General features: G+C 65.7%; 11 protein-coding genes and 1 pseudogene. 5 read left to right on the forward strand and 7 right to left on the reverse strand.

Annotated elements, in window-relative coordinates; genetic code table 11:
* Nucleotides 1–51 precede the first annotated feature (51 nt).
* Complete coding sequence (locus IPM80_01140) at nucleotides 52–1,056, reverse strand: sodium:calcium antiporter (protein ID MBK8957048.1); 1,005 nt, start codon at nucleotides 1,054–1,056, stop codon at nucleotides 52–54.
* A 258-nt stretch (nucleotides 1,057–1,314) separates the two neighbouring features.
* Here IPM80_01140 and IPM80_01145 point away from each other — a divergent pair, with 258 nt between their 5' ends.
* On the forward strand, nucleotides 1,315–3,129 hold the full coding sequence (locus IPM80_01145) for an SLC13 family permease (GenBank protein ID MBK8957049.1): 1,815 nt from the start codon (nucleotides 1,315–1,317) through the stop codon (nucleotides 3,127–3,129).
* Nucleotides 3,130–3,175: 46 nt separating this feature from the next.
* A complete protein-coding gene (locus tag IPM80_01150) occupies nucleotides 3,176–5,026 on the forward strand; it encodes a KUP/HAK/KT family potassium transporter (protein ID MBK8957050.1) in 1,851 nt (616 codons plus the stop codon).
* Between the two features lie 31 nt (nucleotides 5,027–5,057).
* Here IPM80_01150 and motB read toward each other — a convergent pair.
* Together motB and motA are read right to left on the reverse strand one after the other, a co-directional pair.
* A pseudogene (gene motB, locus IPM80_01155) lies at nucleotides 5,058–6,238 on the reverse strand (flagellar motor protein MotB).
* A gap of 16 nt (nucleotides 6,239–6,254) precedes the next feature.
* Nucleotides 6,255–7,109 (reverse strand): flagellar motor stator protein MotA, encoded by an 855-nt coding sequence (gene motA, locus IPM80_01160; protein MBK8957051.1) that lies wholly within the window; start codon nucleotides 7,107–7,109, stop codon nucleotides 6,255–6,257.
* 147 nt (nucleotides 7,110–7,256) lie between these two features.
* On the opposite strand from motA, the gene IPM80_01165 reads away from it, so the two are divergent.
* Nucleotides 7,257–8,468, forward strand: a complete 1,212-nt coding sequence (locus tag IPM80_01165) for a CoA transferase (protein MBK8957052.1) — start codon at nucleotides 7,257–7,259, stop codon at nucleotides 8,466–8,468.
* A gap of 16 nt (nucleotides 8,469–8,484) precedes the next feature.
* On the opposite strand, the gene IPM80_01170 is transcribed toward IPM80_01165, so the two are convergent.
* From IPM80_01170 to IPM80_01185, 4 genes are all read right to left on the reverse strand, one after another.
* A complete protein-coding gene (locus IPM80_01170; protein MBK8957053.1) occupies nucleotides 8,485–9,570 on the reverse strand; it encodes an FHA domain-containing protein in 1,086 nt (361 codons plus the stop codon).
* Nucleotides 9,571–9,881: 311 nt separating this feature from the next.
* On the reverse strand, nucleotides 9,882–12,305 hold the full coding sequence (locus IPM80_01175) for an MMPL family transporter (GenBank protein ID MBK8957054.1): 2,424 nt from the start codon (nucleotides 12,303–12,305) through the stop codon (nucleotides 9,882–9,884).
* A 211-nt stretch (nucleotides 12,306–12,516) separates the two neighbouring features.
* On the reverse strand, nucleotides 12,517–13,734 hold the full coding sequence (locus IPM80_01180) for an acyl-CoA dehydrogenase family protein (protein MBK8957055.1): 1,218 nt from the start codon (nucleotides 13,732–13,734) through the stop codon (nucleotides 12,517–12,519).
* Between the two features lie 189 nt (nucleotides 13,735–13,923).
* Nucleotides 13,924–15,084, reverse strand: a complete 1,161-nt coding sequence (locus IPM80_01185; GenBank protein ID MBK8957056.1) for a beta-lactamase family protein — start codon at nucleotides 15,082–15,084, stop codon at nucleotides 13,924–13,926.
* A 111-nt stretch (nucleotides 15,085–15,195) separates the two neighbouring features.
* On the opposite strand from IPM80_01185, the gene surE reads away from it, so the two are divergent.
* Nucleotides 15,196–16,110, forward strand: a complete 915-nt coding sequence (gene surE, locus IPM80_01190; GenBank protein MBK8957057.1) for a 5'/3'-nucleotidase SurE — start codon at nucleotides 15,196–15,198, stop codon at nucleotides 16,108–16,110.
* 104 nt (nucleotides 16,111–16,214) lie between these two features.
* Entirely contained in the window at nucleotides 16,215–17,273 is a 1,059-nt protein-coding gene (locus IPM80_01195; GenBank protein ID MBK8957058.1) for a class I SAM-dependent methyltransferase, read from the forward strand.
* The last annotated feature ends 32 nt before the right edge of the window (nucleotides 17,274–17,305 follow it).

Genomic DNA, 17,305 nt, shown 5'->3' on the forward strand with positions numbered 1-17,305 from the left:
CAGCCTATCGGCTAAATCAAAAGGCGCAAGGGGCGCGGGCCGCGCCCGCCGTCAATGCAGCATCAGCGCGAGATAGCCAACGTAGAGCAGCGCGCTGACCGCCACGTGCCACACGCGAATGGTGCCGCGATGCGCGTGCACCGCCAGCCACAGTCCGGCCACCAGCGTGGTGAGGACGCCGCCCATGATCTCGGCATTGGGACGCCACGGTGTGATGGTGAGGCCCAGGGCCGGCAGCAGGCTGCCTTGAAAGACCATCGCGCCGGTGATGTTGCCGAACGCGAGGGTGTCCTTGCCGCGCCGGATCCACAGGATGCTGTTGACCTTCTCCGGCAGCTCGGTGGCGACCGGCACCAGCAGCAGCGACAGCATCAGTGGCGACACGCCGAGCAGGGTCGATGCGTGCTGGATGCCGTGCACGAAACCCTTGGCCCCGAACACCAGCAGCGCGAGGCCGAGCACGGCCTGCACGGCCGCCAGTGCGATGTGGTCCGGCAGGCCGAGGCGCGCCAGGAATAACTGCGAATGGGCCACCGTGCCGTGACCGTCCTCGACCAGTTGCGCGGAGGCGCGCAGGGTCAGCAGGACGTAGATGAAATAGATGCCGACCAGCAGTACCGCGGCGCCGACGCGCCATAGCGCGGCATCGGCCGGCAGGTAGAGGCTGGCGCTGGCGATGGCGAAGGCCAGCAGGAAGAACCATACGTCGCGTTTCAGGCCGACGCGCTCCGGCCGCAGCGCGCCCGACCAGCCGCGCCTGGACAGCACCGACAAGGCCATCAACGCCAGGCTCAGGGTCGACAGCATGAGCGGCGCGCCGAGAATCGCACCGACGCCGACCTCCATGTTGACCGACTTGTCCTCGCCGCCGGCCAGCACCGCGACCAGCGGCACGATGCTTTCCGGCATGGCGGTGCCGACCGCCGCGAAGATCGAGCCCGTCACGCCTTCGGAAATGCCGAGTTGTTCGCCGAGGTGCTCGAGCGCGTTGGTGAAGATTTCCGCCGCCGCCAGGATCAGCAGCAGCATCACGATGATTTCAAACCAGACCGGCATGCGTCGATTCCACGACAGGGCGATACGCTGCGCGTATCGCGGCTTGATGAGCTTGTGCGTTTGCGATGACGCATGGGTTGCGCGCACCTGCGTGGGGCGCACGGCAGGCATCTTAGTGAATTCCCGAGCGCCGGCAAGGCTTGCGCGTCGAATTGCCCGCCATGGGCCTTCGGTGTAGGCTCCGCGCCTCGTCCAACCCCGCCCACCGCCGCCACCGGAGGCGTGCCCGATGTCCCACTCCTTGCCGCGCGTGACACCATGAGTGCCGAAGCCTGGCTGACCTTGGCGGTCGTCGTTGCGATCTTCGGCAGCCTGGCCCTGACCCAGCTCGCCACCGACCTGGTGATGCTGGCAGGGCTCACGACCCTGCTCGTCGGCGGCGTGTTGACGCCGCGCGAAGCGCTGGCCGGTTTTGCCAATGAAGGCGTGATGACGGTCGGCATCCTGTACGTGGTGGTGGCGGGCCTGCGCGATACCGGCGCGATGTCGGCGCTGGCCCAGGAATGGTTCGGCAAGCCGCGCACCGTGGCCGCCGCGCAACTGCGCATGATGCTGCCGGTCGCGGCGATTTCGGCCTTCATGAACAATACGCCGTTGGTGGCGGCGATGTTACCGGCGGTGTCCGACTGGGGCAGACGCCTGCGCATTCCGCTGTCGCAACTGCTGCTGCCCTTGAGCTACGCGGCGATCCTCGGCGGCCTGTGCACCCTCATCGGCACCAGCACCAACGTCATCGTGGCGGGCCTCATGCGCGACGCGGTCGCCAAGGGCGAGGTAGACAGCGGCCTGTCATTCTTCACCCTCACGCCGATAGGCCTGGCCTGCGCGGTGACGGGTCTCGCCTACATCGTGCTGACCACGCGCTGGCTGCTGCCGCTGCGCGGCTCGCCGCTGCGCGACGCCAGCGACCCGCGTGCCTACACGGTCGAGATGCTGGTCATGGCCGACGGCCCGATCGCCGGGCGCAGCATCGAGGAAGCGGGGCTGCGCCACCTGCCCGGCACCTACCTCGCCGAAGTCGATCGCGACGGCCAGGTGATGGCGGCGGTCGGTTCGAATTTTCGCCTGCTCGGCAATGATCGCCTGGTGTTCGTGGGGGTGGTCGACTCGGTGCTGGACCTTACGAAGATGCGCGGCCTGGCGCCGGCCACCGACCAGTTGTTCAAGCTCGACGGTTCGCGCACCGATCGCATGCTGATCGAGGCCGTGGTGTCGCACCAGTCGCCGCTGCTCGGCAAGAGCATTCGCGAGGGGCGCTTCCGCACCCAGTACAACGCGGTCGTGATCGGCGTGGCGCGTGGCGGTGAACGCCTCTACCAGAAACTCGGCGACGTGGTGCTGGAAACCGGCGACACGCTGCTGCTCGAGGCGCGTCCGGCGTTTCTCCAGCAACAGCGTAACGCGCGCGATTTTTACCTGGTCAGCGGCATCGAGGATTCCACGCCCCTGTCACGGGAAAAGGCACCGCTGGCGCTCGCCATCCTGGTGGCGATGGTGGCGGCGGCCACCGTGTTCGAACAGCATCCGTGGTTCATTGCGCGCGGCTACAGCATGTTGCATGCGGGTCTCCTGGCCTCGTTCGCGATGCTGATCTCGGGGTGCTGCAAGGCCGAGTCGGCGCGGCGCACCATCGACTGGCCGGTGCTGATCGTGATTGCCGCGACCATCGGCATCGGCACCGCCTTGCACAACACCGGTCTCGCGGCGGCGGCGGCCGAGCTGGTCGCGGGCTTCAGCGCCGCGTCGCCGTGGCTGGCGCTCGCGACGGTCTATATTGCTACCATGCTTGCCACCGAACTGCTCAGCAACAATACCGCCGCGGTCTTGATGTTCCCGATTGCCGTGGCGTCGGCCGAGGCCTTGCACGTGTCGCACATGCCGTTCGTGGTGGCCATGACCATCGCCGCGTCCTGCGGCTTCGCCACGCCGCTCGGCTACCAGACTCACATGATGGTGTTCGGTCCGGGCGGTTATCGCTTCGCGGATTTCCTGCGCTTTGGCATTCCCCTCAACCTGGTGGTGGCCGCCACCACCGTGCTGTTGACGCCGTGGGTGTTCCCTTTCCAGCCCTGAGCGCGGCGCGGCCGTGACGGCCGACGGCGCCCAGCGCGTCACCTCGGTGCGGCTGCTGGCGGCGCTCGGCGTGGTGTTCGGCGACATTGGCACGAGCCCCCTGTACGCGCTGCGCGAATGCTTTCTCAACAGCCACCATCCGCTGGCGGTGACCGAAGCCAATGTGCTCGGCGTGCTGTCGCTCATCACCTGGGCGCTGATCCTGGTCATTTCCATCGAGTACATGGCGGTGCTGATGCGCGCCGACAATCGCGGCGAAGGCGGCATCCTGGCCTTGACCGCCCTCATCGGACGCAAGCTCGGGCAGGGCGGCGCCTATCCCAAGCTCGCCATCGCGCTCGGTGTACTCGGCGCGACCTTGATGTTCGCCGACAGCATGATCACGCCGGCCATTTCGGTGTTGAGCGCGCTGGAGGGGCTGGCCTTCGCCAACGCGCGCCTGCGGCCGCTGGTGGTGCCGCTGGCGCTGCTCGTCATCACTTCGCTTTACATGATTCAACACCACGGTACGGCGCGCATCGGACGCGTGTTCGGGCCGGTGATGCTGGTGTGGTTCGCGACCTTGGCGGTCAGCGGCGCGGTGTCGGTGGCCGGCAATCCCGGCGTGCTGGCGGCCATCAATCCGGTCCACGCGCTGCGTTTCTTTCTCGACAACGGCCTGCTGGGATTTTTCGTGATGGGCGCGGTGTTCCTGGTGGTGACCGGCGGCGAAGCGCTGTACGCCGACATGGGGCATTTCGGACCGCAGCCCATTCGCCATGCCTGGTTCGGCGTGGTGCTGCCCGCGCTGTTGCTGAATTACTACGGCCAGGGCGCCTTGCTGCTGCGCGACCAGCAGCATCTCCACCAGCTGTTCTTCGCGCTGATGCCGGCGGTCGCGGTGCCGGTGGTGGTGGTGCTGGCGGCCTGCGCGACCGTCATCGCTTCTCAGGCAGTGATCTCGGGTGCCTTCACCATCGCGCGTGCCATCATCCAGCTCGGCTACAGTCCGCGCCTCGCGATCCGGTCGACTTCCGCCGACAGTGCCGGCCAGATCTATGTGCCGGTGGTGAACTGGCTGTTCCTGCTCGGCACTGCCGGCCTGGTGCTGGGCTTTCGCAACTCGAGCAACCTCGCCGCCGCCTACGGTGTGGCGGTCGCCACCACCATGCTCGCGACCACCGTGCTGTTGCTGGCCTACGCGCACGTCACCACCGGCTTCAGCAAACGCGTGGTGCTGCTGTGCGGCCTGCCGTTCCTGTGCATCGACGTGACGTTCTTCAGCGCCAACCTCGTCAAGGTGCCGGCCGGCGGCTGGCTGCCCTTGCTGTTCGCGCTGGTGCTGTGCCTGCTCATCGCCGCCTGGCGCACGGGGCGCAACGAACTGTCGGTACGGCGCAACGCCGAGCGCATGCCTGAAGATCTCTTCATGACCAGCATCGGCATCGAACCGCCGGTGCGGGTGCCGGGCGTGGCCATCTATCTATCCGCCGCGACACGCGGTATTCCGCGCGCGCTGTTGCACAACCTCAAGCACAACAAGGTGCTGCACGAGCACGTGTTGCTGGTGACGGTCGAGACCCAGCGCACGCCGATGGTGGCGCCCGACCAGCGCGGCACGCGCCTGGCGCTGGAGCACGGCATCTCGCGCGTGAAAATGGCTTACGGTTTCATGGAGCAGCCGGACCTGCCGCAGGACCTGCCGCGGGTGCTGGGCGACAGCCTGACGCTGGATGCCATGAACACCACGTATTTTCTCGGCCACGAGACGGTGCGGGTGAATGCCGATGCGCCGCTCGTGCAACGCGTGCGGCGCCACCTGTTCGCGGCGATGCTGCGGGATGAAACCAGCGCCGCCGATTACTTCGGCCTGCCGCCCAACCAGGTGGTCGAGATCGGCGCGCAGGTGGTGCTGTAGGGCTGAGCGTCGCGTCGCGCCCCGCGCGGCGTCAGGGCTTGGCCTTGGTCGCGGTATTGGCCTTGAGCTTGGCCGGCGACTTGGCGGCGGGCGCTGCCAGTGCGGCGGCAGCCGCCACGGCATCAGCGGCGGCGGCGCCGGCTGAGGGCGCGACGCCGGTTGATTTCCTGGCCGGCTCGGCGGCCTCGGGCTGTGGCGCTGCGGCCTCGGTCGATGCGGTCGCTGCCGTGTCGTGTCGGCGGCCGGCGTCGCCACGGCGTCGGTCGCTTCCCGCGGCGCTTCAACGGCCGGCGCGGCGGCATCGCCAGCCGCGGCGGACGCGTCGCCGGTGTTCGTGGGTGCGCCCTCGGCGCCATCCATGTTCACCGACTTGCCGAAATCGCCACGCAACACCACGATGCTGATGCGGCGATTGATCGGCGCCTGGGGCTGACTGGGGTCCAGCAGGTCGGACGAACCCAAGCCCACCACGCGCCCCACTTTCTCTTCCGGCAGGCCGCCGTTCAGCAGTTCGCGGCGCGCGGCATTGGCGCGATCGGCGGACAGTTCCCAGTTGCCGTAGTCGCCGTCGTAGGCATAGGGCGTGGCATCGGTGTGCCCCGAGATGGAAACGCGGTTCGGCGCTTCGCTGATGACTTTCACGATCTCGTGCAGGATGTCGGCGGTATAGCTTTTGAGGTGCGCGCTGCCCTGGTCGAACATCGCGCGGTTTTCCTTGTCGACGATCTGGATGCGCAGTCCTTCCGGCGTGATGTCGAACAGCACCTGGTCGGCGTAGTCCTTGAGACCCTTGCCGGCATCGACCACCGCTTTCAGCTCGTCCATCATCTTGATCATGCGCGCGCGGTCGAGCTTGTCGGCATCCTCGACTTCCGCGGGCCCGTTGTTGGTGGTGTTGTCCTTGTTGGACGACTGCGAGGTGAAGGGATTCTCGCCGCGACCGGACAGGATGCCGTCGCCGCCGTTCAGGGCCGGATTGCCGGCGCCGTTGCCGGAAAAGCCGGTAGTCGCCAATGGGTCGTTGAAATAGGACGAGATCGCGGCGCGCTGCTCGACGGTGGTGGAAGACATCAGCCACATCAGCATGAAGAACGCCATCATGGCGGTCACGAAGTCGGCGAACGCGACTTTCCACGCGCCGCCATGGTGACCGTGGCCACCCTTCTTGATCTTCTTGATGATGATCGGGGCGGCGCCCTGGTTCGCTGCCATGTCCTGCGCTCCGCCCTTACTTGCCCTTCACGCGGTTTTCGAGCTCCATGAAGGACGGCCGGTCGACACCGCCGATGGCCTTGCGTCCGAACTCGACGGCGATCTGCGGTGCGTAGCCCTGGGCCGAGGCGACCAGGGTGTTCTTGATGGCGAGGAACAGCGCCGCTTCGTCCGCCGCCTGGTGTTCGAGCGCGGTCGCCATCGGGCCGACGAAACCATAGGCGAGCAGAATGCCGAGGAAGGTGCCGACCAGTGCCGCCGCGACGTGATGGCCAAGCTCGGCGGGCGGGCCGCCGATGGCGCCCATGGTGATGACGATACCGAGCACCGCCGCGACGATACCGAAGCCCGGCAGACCGTCGGAGACCCGCGTCAGCGCCGCCGACGGCTTGTGACCTTCCTGGTGATGGGTCTCGAGTTCGACGTCGATGAGCGCGTCGAGCTCGTAGGGGCTGGTGATGCTGCCGGCCGCCAGCAGGCGCAGGTAGTCGGTGATGAATTCGACGAGGTGATGATCGGCGAGCAGGGTCGGGTACTTGCCGAAGATTTCCGAGGACTCGGGTTTGTCGACATCACCTTCCAGCGCCATCATGCCTTGCTTGCGGGCCTTGACCAGCAGGTCGTAGAGCAGGGCGAGGGTGTCCATGTAGAACTCTTTCTTGTACTTCGAACCCTTCAACAGCTTCGGGATCGAGCCAAAGGTTTGCTTGACGACCTTGCCGGGATTGGAGATCACGAAGGCGCCAAGCGCGGCGCCGCCGATGACCAGCAATTCGTAGGGCTGCCACAACGCCGCGAGTTCGCCGTGGGACAGAACGAAGCCGCCGGCCACGCAGCCGAGGACGAGGACGATGCCGATGATCAGTGACATGAGCGCGATTTCGACCGGTTGAACGGAACAATCCGGAAGGTCTTAGCGGCAAGCGGTGCGGGCGGCTTGAGGCGCGCAAAGCGGCGCGGGACCAGTACAATCGGCCGGCACCAGCCGAAAACCGACAGCGCCAGCCAGGGGAGCACGATGGACAGATCCGCTTTTTACGCCCATGCCCGCGACGATGTACGCGGTCCCTTGCACGGCATCACGGTGGTCGAGGCCACCACCACCTGGGCGGGGCCGATGGCGGCCTGCCTACTGGCGGATTTCGGCGCGACGGTGATCAAGGTTGAGCACCCGCAGGGCGAGGTGGCACGCATGCTGCCGCCCTACCTGCCGGATTCGAAGCTGACGGTCGCCCATGAGACCGTCAATCGCAACAAGCAGAACGTGTCGCTGGACCTGCGCCTGGCCGAGGGCCGCGACATCTTCCTCAAGCTGTGCGCCCGCGCCGACATCGTCGTGGAGAACTTCAAGCCCGGCACGCTGGCCGGCTGGGGCGTCGGTTACGCCGACGTGGCGGCGGTCAAGCACGACATCATCTACGTGTCGGTGAGCGGCTTTGGCCAGTTCGGGCCATTTTCCGAGCGGCCGGCCTACGACCCCATCGCGCAGAATTTCAGCGGCTGGACCTCGCTCAACGGCGACCCGCAGGGCGGCCCGACCAAGGCCCCGACCTTCCTCGGTGATGACCTGGCCGGCATGCACGGCGCGCTCGGCGCGCTGGCCGCGCTCCAGCATCGCCAGCGTACCGGCGAGGGCCAGCACGTCGACGTGGCGCTGCTCGACGGTCTCATCTTCCAGAGCAACGGCAACCTGACCTCGGGCGCGCTGGGCATCCCGCTCGAGCGCTACGGCAACCAGTTCTCATTGGCGGCGCCGGTGAACGTCTATGCGTGCCGCGATGGCAGCATCTATGGCGGCGTGTTGCTCGACAGCCATTGGCGCAGCCTGTGCGCGCTGCTGGAGCGTCCCGACCTGGCCACGCTGCGCAACGCCGATCGCATCGCGCGCCGTGACGAGCTCGATGCCTTGATGGCCGACTGGTGCCGCCGCTTTCCGGCCGATGACGTGGTGGACAAGCTGGCCGCCGTCGGCGTCACCGCCACGCGCGTCAACACCTATGCCGAGGCGGCGCGCCATCCGCAGGTGGCGGCGCGGGACATGTTGCAGACCACGCGTTTGTCCGACGGCAGCGAGGTGCCCTTGACCGGCCCGGCGGCCAAGTTCTCACGCACGCCGACCGCCATCCGCGAAGCGGCGCCCACGCTCGGACAGGACAACGCGCGAATTTATGGCGAGCTCGGCCTCGGCGCCGACGATCTCGAGCGCCTGCGCAAGGCGGGCGTAATCTGACAGGCGGCGGCGCGCCTTACATCGCGAAGTGTATGAGGTCGGGGTCGTCTTCGGCCGCTTCATCGCCGAGGGCAATGGTGCCGGCGCCGTGCAGCAGCATCGAGGCCTTGTGCAGCCTGGCGCGGCGTCCGTCGAGGAAGTGCAGGTAGGTGCCGTTGGAACTGTCGTCGACGAGGTGGTATTCACCGTCCTTGAACTCGATGCGGGCGTGAAAGCGCGACACGCGCTCGCGGCGCATGCGCAGATCGCAGTCGCTGACGCGGCCCAGGGTGAATGGGCCGACGTGGGTGGCCAGGTCCCAGTTCAAGCCGCGCCACGCGAGCTTGAGCTGCGGCGGACGCTTGAACAGGTTCTTCAGGCGCCCGCTGGTGGCGAGCCGCGTTTCGGTGGTTTCCTCGATGCTGTCCTTCTTGTGCTTTTCCCATTCCAGGCGACGTCGTAGCTGATCGCGCACATCGGTCGACACCTCGTGGCGCAGGAAGGAATTCGGCGCGCGGGTCACGAACTTCAACAGCTCTTCGCACCACGGCTCGGTGACATCGGCCGGATTGAAAAACTGGCGACGCTCCACCAGTTCATCGTAATTGCGCGTCACGAGTTGCACGGCCGCATGTTCGACATCGATGCTGAACTGCAGGCTGGTCGGCACCGGGCCCTCGATGGTGACCAGGGCTTTCTGATTGGCGCCGCGCGTATCCGTGACGCGCAGCACCTTGAGCGCCAGATCCTGGCGCCGCAGGCGATCGACCCAGGTGGTGGGCGAGGTGCCGGCGGTGGTCATTTCCAGGGGCCGCACCTTGGCGAGCTTGAGCGTGCAGCGCAGGGTCACGGTGCTGGGGGGCGTGCCTTCGGCGCTGACTGAATAATTGCCCTGCTGGAATCCGGCCACGTCGCCGATGCCGGGGATCTTGAGCGTCACCGGCGTTTCGTCGCCGAGGATGTTCAGCTGCTTGACCAATTCCGAAAGGTTGGCGTGGATGCGGAACAGCGCCGGCAAGGCTACCGCGCGAAGGGCGTCGGCGCGCGCGTCATCGTCGACATTCGAACTGCGCTGGGCTTCTTTTTCCGCCGCGCGCTTCTTGAGTTCGTCCAGCAATCCCATCCGCTGCCCCTGTTGCCGCCTCGGCCTTGGTGATGAAGCGCCCGTCCTCGCGACCTCGGTATTGCTTCATCTTAGCATCGTGTTCGCCGGTAATTCACCGCCATACAACGACATTGCAACAACAATTCACGTAGTGCTTGAGGCTGGGACAGTGCTGGCCCGGCTAGCTTGGCGCGGAGACCGGCGGCGCGAACGTCGCGCATGATCGAGTGAGGGGAGAGGAGGGGCAGGGAGGAGAGTGGACCCCACGCCCGGGGGCGTGGGGTTGCCGACCCTGCCACGGCCTTGCGCCGTGGCAGGCAACGCAGCGCTCAGGCGACGGCGGTCTCGTCGACCTTGTCCATGAACTGCGACAAGTCCACGCTTTCGCCGACCAACAGGTCGGTGCGACGCAGGAAGTTCGGGTTCACGAACCATACTTCCAGCGGTAGCACGACCAGCGACAGCACCATGTTGATCAGCATGATGGCGACCAGCAGCACGCCCATGTCGGCCATGAACTTCAGATCCGACAGGAAGTACCAGGGCATGATGGCCAGCAGCATGATGGACGCGGTGAACATGATCGCCTTACCGGTGGTGGTCAGGGACGCGAAGATGGCTTTCTTCAAGTCCTGTTCCTGGGCGATGTATTCCTCGCAGATACGTGACAACAGGTAGATGCCGTAGTCGATACCGACGCCGACGCCCATCACCGCCACGATCGCGGCGTTGATGTCGAGGCCGATGCCGAGCACGTGCATCGCCGCCATCAGCATGAAGTTCGACAGGTTCACCGGCACCAGCAGCAGGAACGCCGCCACGACCGAGCGGTAGGCGTACCAGGCGAGGAAGAACACGCCGATGTTCACGCAGCCCAGGATCAGCCAGTGGTACTTGTGCACCACGTTGTTCATGGCCTGCTGCAGCGCGATCACGCCGGTGGCGATACGCACCTTGAACTCCGGATGGTCGAGGCCGACCTTCGCGCCTGCCGCGAAAGCGGACGCGAGCGCCGAGTCCACGGTCTCCTGCTTGTTGTCGCGGAACCACGCCGAGACCGTCGAATTCTGGAATTCGAAGTCGGCGACGTGGCTGAAGTTGATGGCGTTGGAACCCATCAGCGCCGCGAAGCCGGCCGCCGAAATGGCTTCGTCGGTCGGGTCAAGCGGCATCCACTTGGGGTTACCGCCGGCGAACAGCCGGTTGATGTCGCGCATGTAGTCCGAGAACGACAGCGTCGCGCGCGGCGGCAGGTTCGGATCGGCCTCCAGCGTGCGCTGCAGTTCGGTCGCCACCTTCACCACTTCCGGCGTATTCACCACGCGGTGATCGTTCTTGCGGCTCTTCGCCTCGAGCACGATTTCCAGCGTGTTGGTGCCGGGGAAGTGCGCATTGATGGCGCGCGTGCCGGTGTTGAACTCCGAATCATTCCACAGCAGGTTGGTGCCCTCGACCGGGTTGCCGACCTTGATCTGCGAGGTCAGGTAGATGGAGATGATGGCGGCCACGACCACCACCACGGCCGTGCCCCGCGCCGCGTTGCCGTAGGTGATATGCGCGATGCCCTCGAGCAGCTTGGTCTGCCAGCGATGGAAGGCCGATTCCTTGTCTTCGCCGCCGACGATTTCTTCCAGGTTCTTCGGCGCCGGCAGGTAGGACAGCAGGATCGAGGCCAGGAACACGCCGGTCGGGATGATCCAGAACGCCCACCAACCGCAGAAGATCGAATGGTTGATCATGGTCGTGATCGGCGCGATGGCGATGAAGATGATGCCGAACACGTCGGTGAAGATGCCGAGAATCGAGGGCGCCATCATGATGCCCATGGTGATTTCCGCGGCCAGCACCTTGTCCTTCACATGGTGCAGGATTTCGTAGTAGCGCTCGGTGTACTGGATGCAGTGCGAAATCGAGCGCGCCACCAGCAGCAAGGGCACGATCATCAGCAGCGGTTCAATCGGACGCTCATACCAGCCGATGGTGCCGAAGCCCCAGATACCGGCGACCGCCGCGCTCACCAGCGGCATCACGGTGCCGGCGATGTTGCCCATGTAGAACACCAGCAACAGCAGCATCACGCCGATGGTGGCGGCGAAGATCTTGTAGGTCTGGTGCTGCAGCTTGTACACCCAGCCGGTCAGCGCGGGCTGGCCGACGAGATGGATATCGTGGTTGGCGTCGCGGTTCTTTTCGACCAGGTCCTGCACGTACTTGAACGACGCGCCGTAGTCGATGCTGTCGAGGAAGGCGGCGTTGAGCAGGGTCGCGGTGCTGTCACCCGAAATGTAGAAGGTCTGCGCGCCGGACGAGATGTTGACGCGGCGGCGGAACTCCGCGATTTCCTCCTCCGTCTTCGGCGCATGGGCCTCCATCAGCGGCTTGGTGTCGATACCATCGCGGGTTGCTTCCGCGTAGCGCATCTTTTCCGTCGCGATCGAGATGATCTGGTCATGGTCGATGCTCGGCGCCAAGTCGATGTCGCGAGTCATCTGGTAGACCTTGCCCAGCGTCTCGGGATTGTAGATGTCGCCATTCTTGTTCTTGATCATGATCGTCATCGTCAACGGATTACCGAAGTTGCGATGCGCGAAGAAGACCTTGACGAATTCCTCGTTGGTCGGCAGGAAGTCGTTGTAGATGGTGCGAATTTCGACTTTCGGAAACTGGCTCATGAAGGCCAGCGTCACGATAATGAAGGCCATGCCCACGCCGAAGCGATGGGTCATGATCCATTTGGCGATTCGGAATCTCATGGAATGAAACTCTCCCGATGGTAGTGATTATCTAATGTGATGTGATGACGCCAGTCGCCAGGCGCCCCACCATCCTTCTCGACCGACCATTCACTCGACGGCTGCGCCGCCTTCCCCGAATGGCCTGCCGAGTGCCGGCGCGCAATCTGCCTTGTGAGCGAATGCGCGCCGCGCGCGGCGGCGGAGTCAACCTGCTTCAGGCGAGCCTCGTTCAACCCGCCAGCGTCTGCTGAATGGTCAGTTTCCCAAGCTGAGACATGTGGACTTCGTCGGGGCCATCCGCCAGACGCACCGAACGCGCGTAGGAGAATATTTCCGGAAGCACAGTATCCTGGCATACACCCATGCCGCCATGGGCCTGCATCGCCCGGTCGGCGATGGTCTGGCACATCTGCGGCACGATGATTTTTATCATCGCGATGGCATCCTTGGCCACCTTGTTGCCTTCCCGATCGAGACGATCGGCGGCCCACAGCGTGAGCAGGCGAGCCTGCTCGACTTCACAACGCGATTTCGCGATGTCTTGCCGGATGCTTGACTGCTCCGACAATTTCTTGCCGAAAGCCACGCGGCTCTCGACGCGTGCGCACATGATGTCGAGGGCGCGCTGGGCGCAGCCGATCAGGCGCATGCAATGGTGGATACGGCCCGGCCCGAGCCGGCCCTGCGCGATTTCGAAGCCGCGGCCTTCGCCGAGCAAGAGGTTCGCCACCGGCACGCGCATATTGGTCATGCGCACTTCGCCGTGACCGTGGGGCGAGTGCATGTCGTTCAGCACGCGCAGCGGGCGCACGATCTCGAAGCCCGGCGTGCCGGCCGGCACCAACACCATGGACTGCTGCACGTGGCGTGCGGCGCCCGGGTCGGTCTTGCCCATCAGGATGTAAATCTTGTTGCGCGGGTCGAACACGCAGGAGCTCCACCACTTGCGGCCGTTGATGACGTACTCGTCACCGTCACGCTTGATGGAGGTTTCGACGTTGGTGGCGTCGGACGACGCAACCTGCGGTTCGGTCATGAGGTATGAGGAGCGGATCTCGCCGGCCAGCAGCGGTTCGAGCCAGCGCTTTTTCTGTTCCGGCGTGCCATAACGCGCCAGCACTTCCATGTTGCCGGTGTCGGGCGCGCTGCAGTTGAAGACTTCCGAGGCCCAGTGCACGCGGCCCATTTCCTCGGCCAACGGCGCGTATTCGAGATTGGTCAGGCCGGGGCTGTACTCATGGTATTCGTGCGGCAGGAACAGGTTCCACAGGCCTTGCGCCTTGGCGATTTTCTTCAGTTCCTCGATCTGCGGCGGCACCACCCACAGATTCTTGGGATCGTGGTTGAAGGTGTAAATCTCTTCTTCGATCGGGTAGACGTGCTCCTTCATGAAGGCGCGCACCTGCTCGAGTAGCTGGCGACTCTTGTCGTTATATGTGAAATCCACGATGACTCCCCTGGAAACCGGAAACGGCGAAAGCAAACGCCGGTAGTCTACCCGGTAAAGCGGGCCCCGACGACATTCCCCTTTCGAGTTTTTTCATTGGCGAAAGAGCGATTTAACGCCATTTCACCGACCACTGTCGCGCGCCGCCCGTTGCCGCAGTGCAGCAGGGCGGCGCGACGATTCCGGCCCTCAGTCGATGAGCGAAGTCACCACCAGGTCGGCCAGGCGTTGCAGGCGTTCAATGTGGTAGGTCTCTTCCATGAGGCCGGTGGAGAGGAACGCGAAAGTCAGGTCGAGCTCCGGGTCGACCCAGAAGCAGGTGGAGCCCGCGCCCCAACCGCAGAAGCTCTTGGGGCTGGAGAAATTGCTCATCGGGCCCGGCAGCACGCCTTCGCCGCGCACGAAGAAACCCAGCCCGATATTGGCCGGCCACGGCTCCCAGCCGCGGGTGTCGGCGGCGTAGTCGAACAGGGCGTTCGGCTTGTCGCCGGTGAAATTCTTGGTGCAGTAGGCCAGCGTGCGCGGCGACAGCAGGCGCACGCCGTCCAGTTCGCCGCCGTTGCGCAGCATCAGCGCGAAACGGTGCAGGTCGTCGATGCTGGTGATGTAACCGCCGGCAGGGATCTCGGCGCCCGGCATCGTCACCACCTGGCCCACCCCCAGCACGTCTTCCGGCGCGAACATGCCGGCCTCGGTATAACAGGTCGACACCGGGCACAGGCGCGCCACGAGGTCGTCGCGCGGGCCCATGGCGGTGTTCTTCATCTTGAGCGGCGCGAACAGGTCCTGGTTGAGGATCTGGGTGAAGCTGCGGCGGCTGCCCTCGGCGCGCTTGACCATCTCGGCCAGCACCGCATGGGCGGCGATGATCGAGTAGTTGACGCGCTCGCCCGGGCGCGTTTCGGGCCGCTGGCTGGCCACGTAGGCCGTCAGCTTGCCGACGTCGATCAAGGTTTCCAGCGGGACCGCCGGGATGGTCGACTGGATGCCGCTGGTATGCGTCAACAAGTGCCACAGCTTGATGCCGCGCATGCCGCGCGTGCGGAATTCGGGAATCAAGTCGCCGACCTGCATGTCGAGATGCAGGGCGCCGCTCTCGACGCGGTTGAGCACGATGACGTTGGTGAACTGCTTGCCGATGGAGAACGACACGAAGGTATCGTCGAAGTCGAGCTTGCGCCCGTTGGCGCGATCCGCGTAGCCATGTACGCCGCGATAGGCGACCACGCCTCGGCGGCTGACGCACAGCGCCGCGCCGTTGTAGCGGCCGGCGGCGATATCCGCCTCGATGCGGGCCGGCAGGCGCGCGAGTCGTTGATGATCGATGCCGAGCTTGGCTGATGAGTCCATGGTAAGTCCTCCCCGTGTCATGAGTCCGTGGCATTCTAACCATGCGCGCCGCGCGGACCTTGAAAAAGATCAAGCCGCGGCATGCATGGAAAATCATCACGGGGGACAGGCATGCAACGGTTCGGAGGCAGGTGGACAGCGGCGGCCTTGTGCCTGCTGGCAAGTATCGTGTGCGGGCCGGCCGCGGCCGACCCCGCGCGCCTGCGCGTGATGCTGACCAACGATGACGGCTACCAGGCGGCCGGCCTCGTGGCCCTGCGCGCGGCGCTCGAACGGGCCGGTTTCGAGGTCACGGTGGTTGCGCCGCTCGCCCAGCAGAGCGGCAGCGGCGTACGCCTCACGCTCGGCGAGATCGCGGTCGAGGATCACGGGCGCCGCACCTGGTCGGTGGACGGCAGTCCGGCCGACAGCGCGGCCTATGGACTGACGCAGGTGTTCGCGACACAGCGGCCGGACATCGTGGTGTCGGGCACCAATCTCGGCCAGAACCTCGGCGCCAACGTGGTCAGTTCCGGTACGGTCGGCGCGGCGGTCATGGCGGTACAACTCGGCGTGCCGGCCATCGCGGTCTCGGTAGGCCTCGATCTGGCCGAGGCCAAGGCGCAGCCGACGCCGTTCCCGAGCACGGTGGCCGCCTATCCGCTGGCCGCGGAATTCGTCGCCCGCGTGCTGCAACGGCTGGCGCAGGCCGCCGGGGGCGGCCCGCTGTTGCCCGCCAATACCGTGCTCAACCTCAACGTGCCGGCGCGGCCGGCCGACCAGGTCCGGGGCGTGCGCCTGGCGCCGCTCGGTCGGCACGGCGGCTTTCGCATGGCCTACCCGCCGGCAAGCGAGGCAGGCCGGGTGCGCAGCACCCTTGCCGTTGACACCGAGGGTGAACTGGAACTCGACGCCGATACGGGATGGTTCGCGCGCGGCTACATCACGGTCTCGGTGTTGCGCCCCGACTGGAATGCCGACGCCGCGAGCGCCGCAGACCTTGCGCCGCGTCTCGGTGAGCTCGAGCGCCTACGCCTGCCGCCATGAAACGCGCCCCAACCAGCGGGCAACAATAAAGCTACAAACGGGACTGCTTGGAGGCGCGGGCTTTTCCTACACTCGTTGCTACTCAACGCACGGGGAAGCACGCCATGTCAGTCGATCCGGATCGTCTCAATCAACTCGCCGGTCGCGCCTTCGGCGATCTCGCGGCCGACGCCAGCGGTGTGATGGTCAGCCTGGGACGCCGCCTCGGCCTGTACAAGGCGATGGCCGGCGCCGGCCGCCTGACGTCGGCGGAACTCGCCCGACGCGCCGGCTGCGCCGAGCGTTATGTACGCGAGTGGCTGGCCAGCCAGGTGGCTTCGGAATACCTGGTCTATCACCCGCAAGACCAGACCTACGAGATGACGCCGGAGCAGGCCATGGTGCTGGCCGATGAAAACAGCCCCTGCTATTTCCCCGCGGCGTGGGAAGTGGCGGCCTCGATGTGGATGGACGAAGAGCGCTCCGCCCAAGTCTTCAGAACCGGCGAAGGTTTTGCCTGGGGCGATCATCACCCGCGCCTGTTCTGCGGCGTGGCGGCGTTCTTTCGCAATTCCTACCGCGGTTCACTGGTGCCGCAGTGGCTGCCGGCCCTGGACGGCGTGGTGGCCAAGCTCGAAGCCGGCGCGCGGGTCGCGGACATCGGCACCGGTCACGGTCACTCGTCGCTGCTGATGGCCGAGGCGTATCCGAATTCGAGTTTCCACGGCATCGACGTGCACCCGGCTTCGGTCGAGGCGGCGCGTCGCAACGCGGTCGCGGCGGGTCTCGATAACAGGGTGAGCTTCGAAGTGGCCAAGTCCACCACGTTCGTCGAGCGCGGCTTCGATTTGATCTGCTTCTTCGATTGCCTGCATGACATGGGCGACCCGGTGGGCGCGCTGCGTCACGCCGCGCAGGCGCTGGCGCCCGGTGGCACGGTGATGTTGGTCGAACCGGCGGCGGGCGACAGCCTGGAAGAGAACATCAATCCCGTCAGTCGACTGTTCTACTCGAGCTCGACGACGCTCTGTTGCGCCCATTCCTTGTCGGAGCCGGTCGCGCTGGCCCTCGGCGCGCAGGCGGGCGAGGCGCGCTTGCGCAAGCTGTTCGAAGAGGCGGGCTACGCGCGCTTCCGCAAGGCGATGGCGACGCCGTTCAACCTGATCCTGGAAGGGCGGCTGTAAAAGACTTGCCCGCGGGCGCGACGGCTCGCGCC

The sequence above is a fragment of the Pseudomonadota bacterium genome (assembly GCA_016719885.1).
Classification (GTDB): domain Bacteria; phylum Pseudomonadota; class Gammaproteobacteria.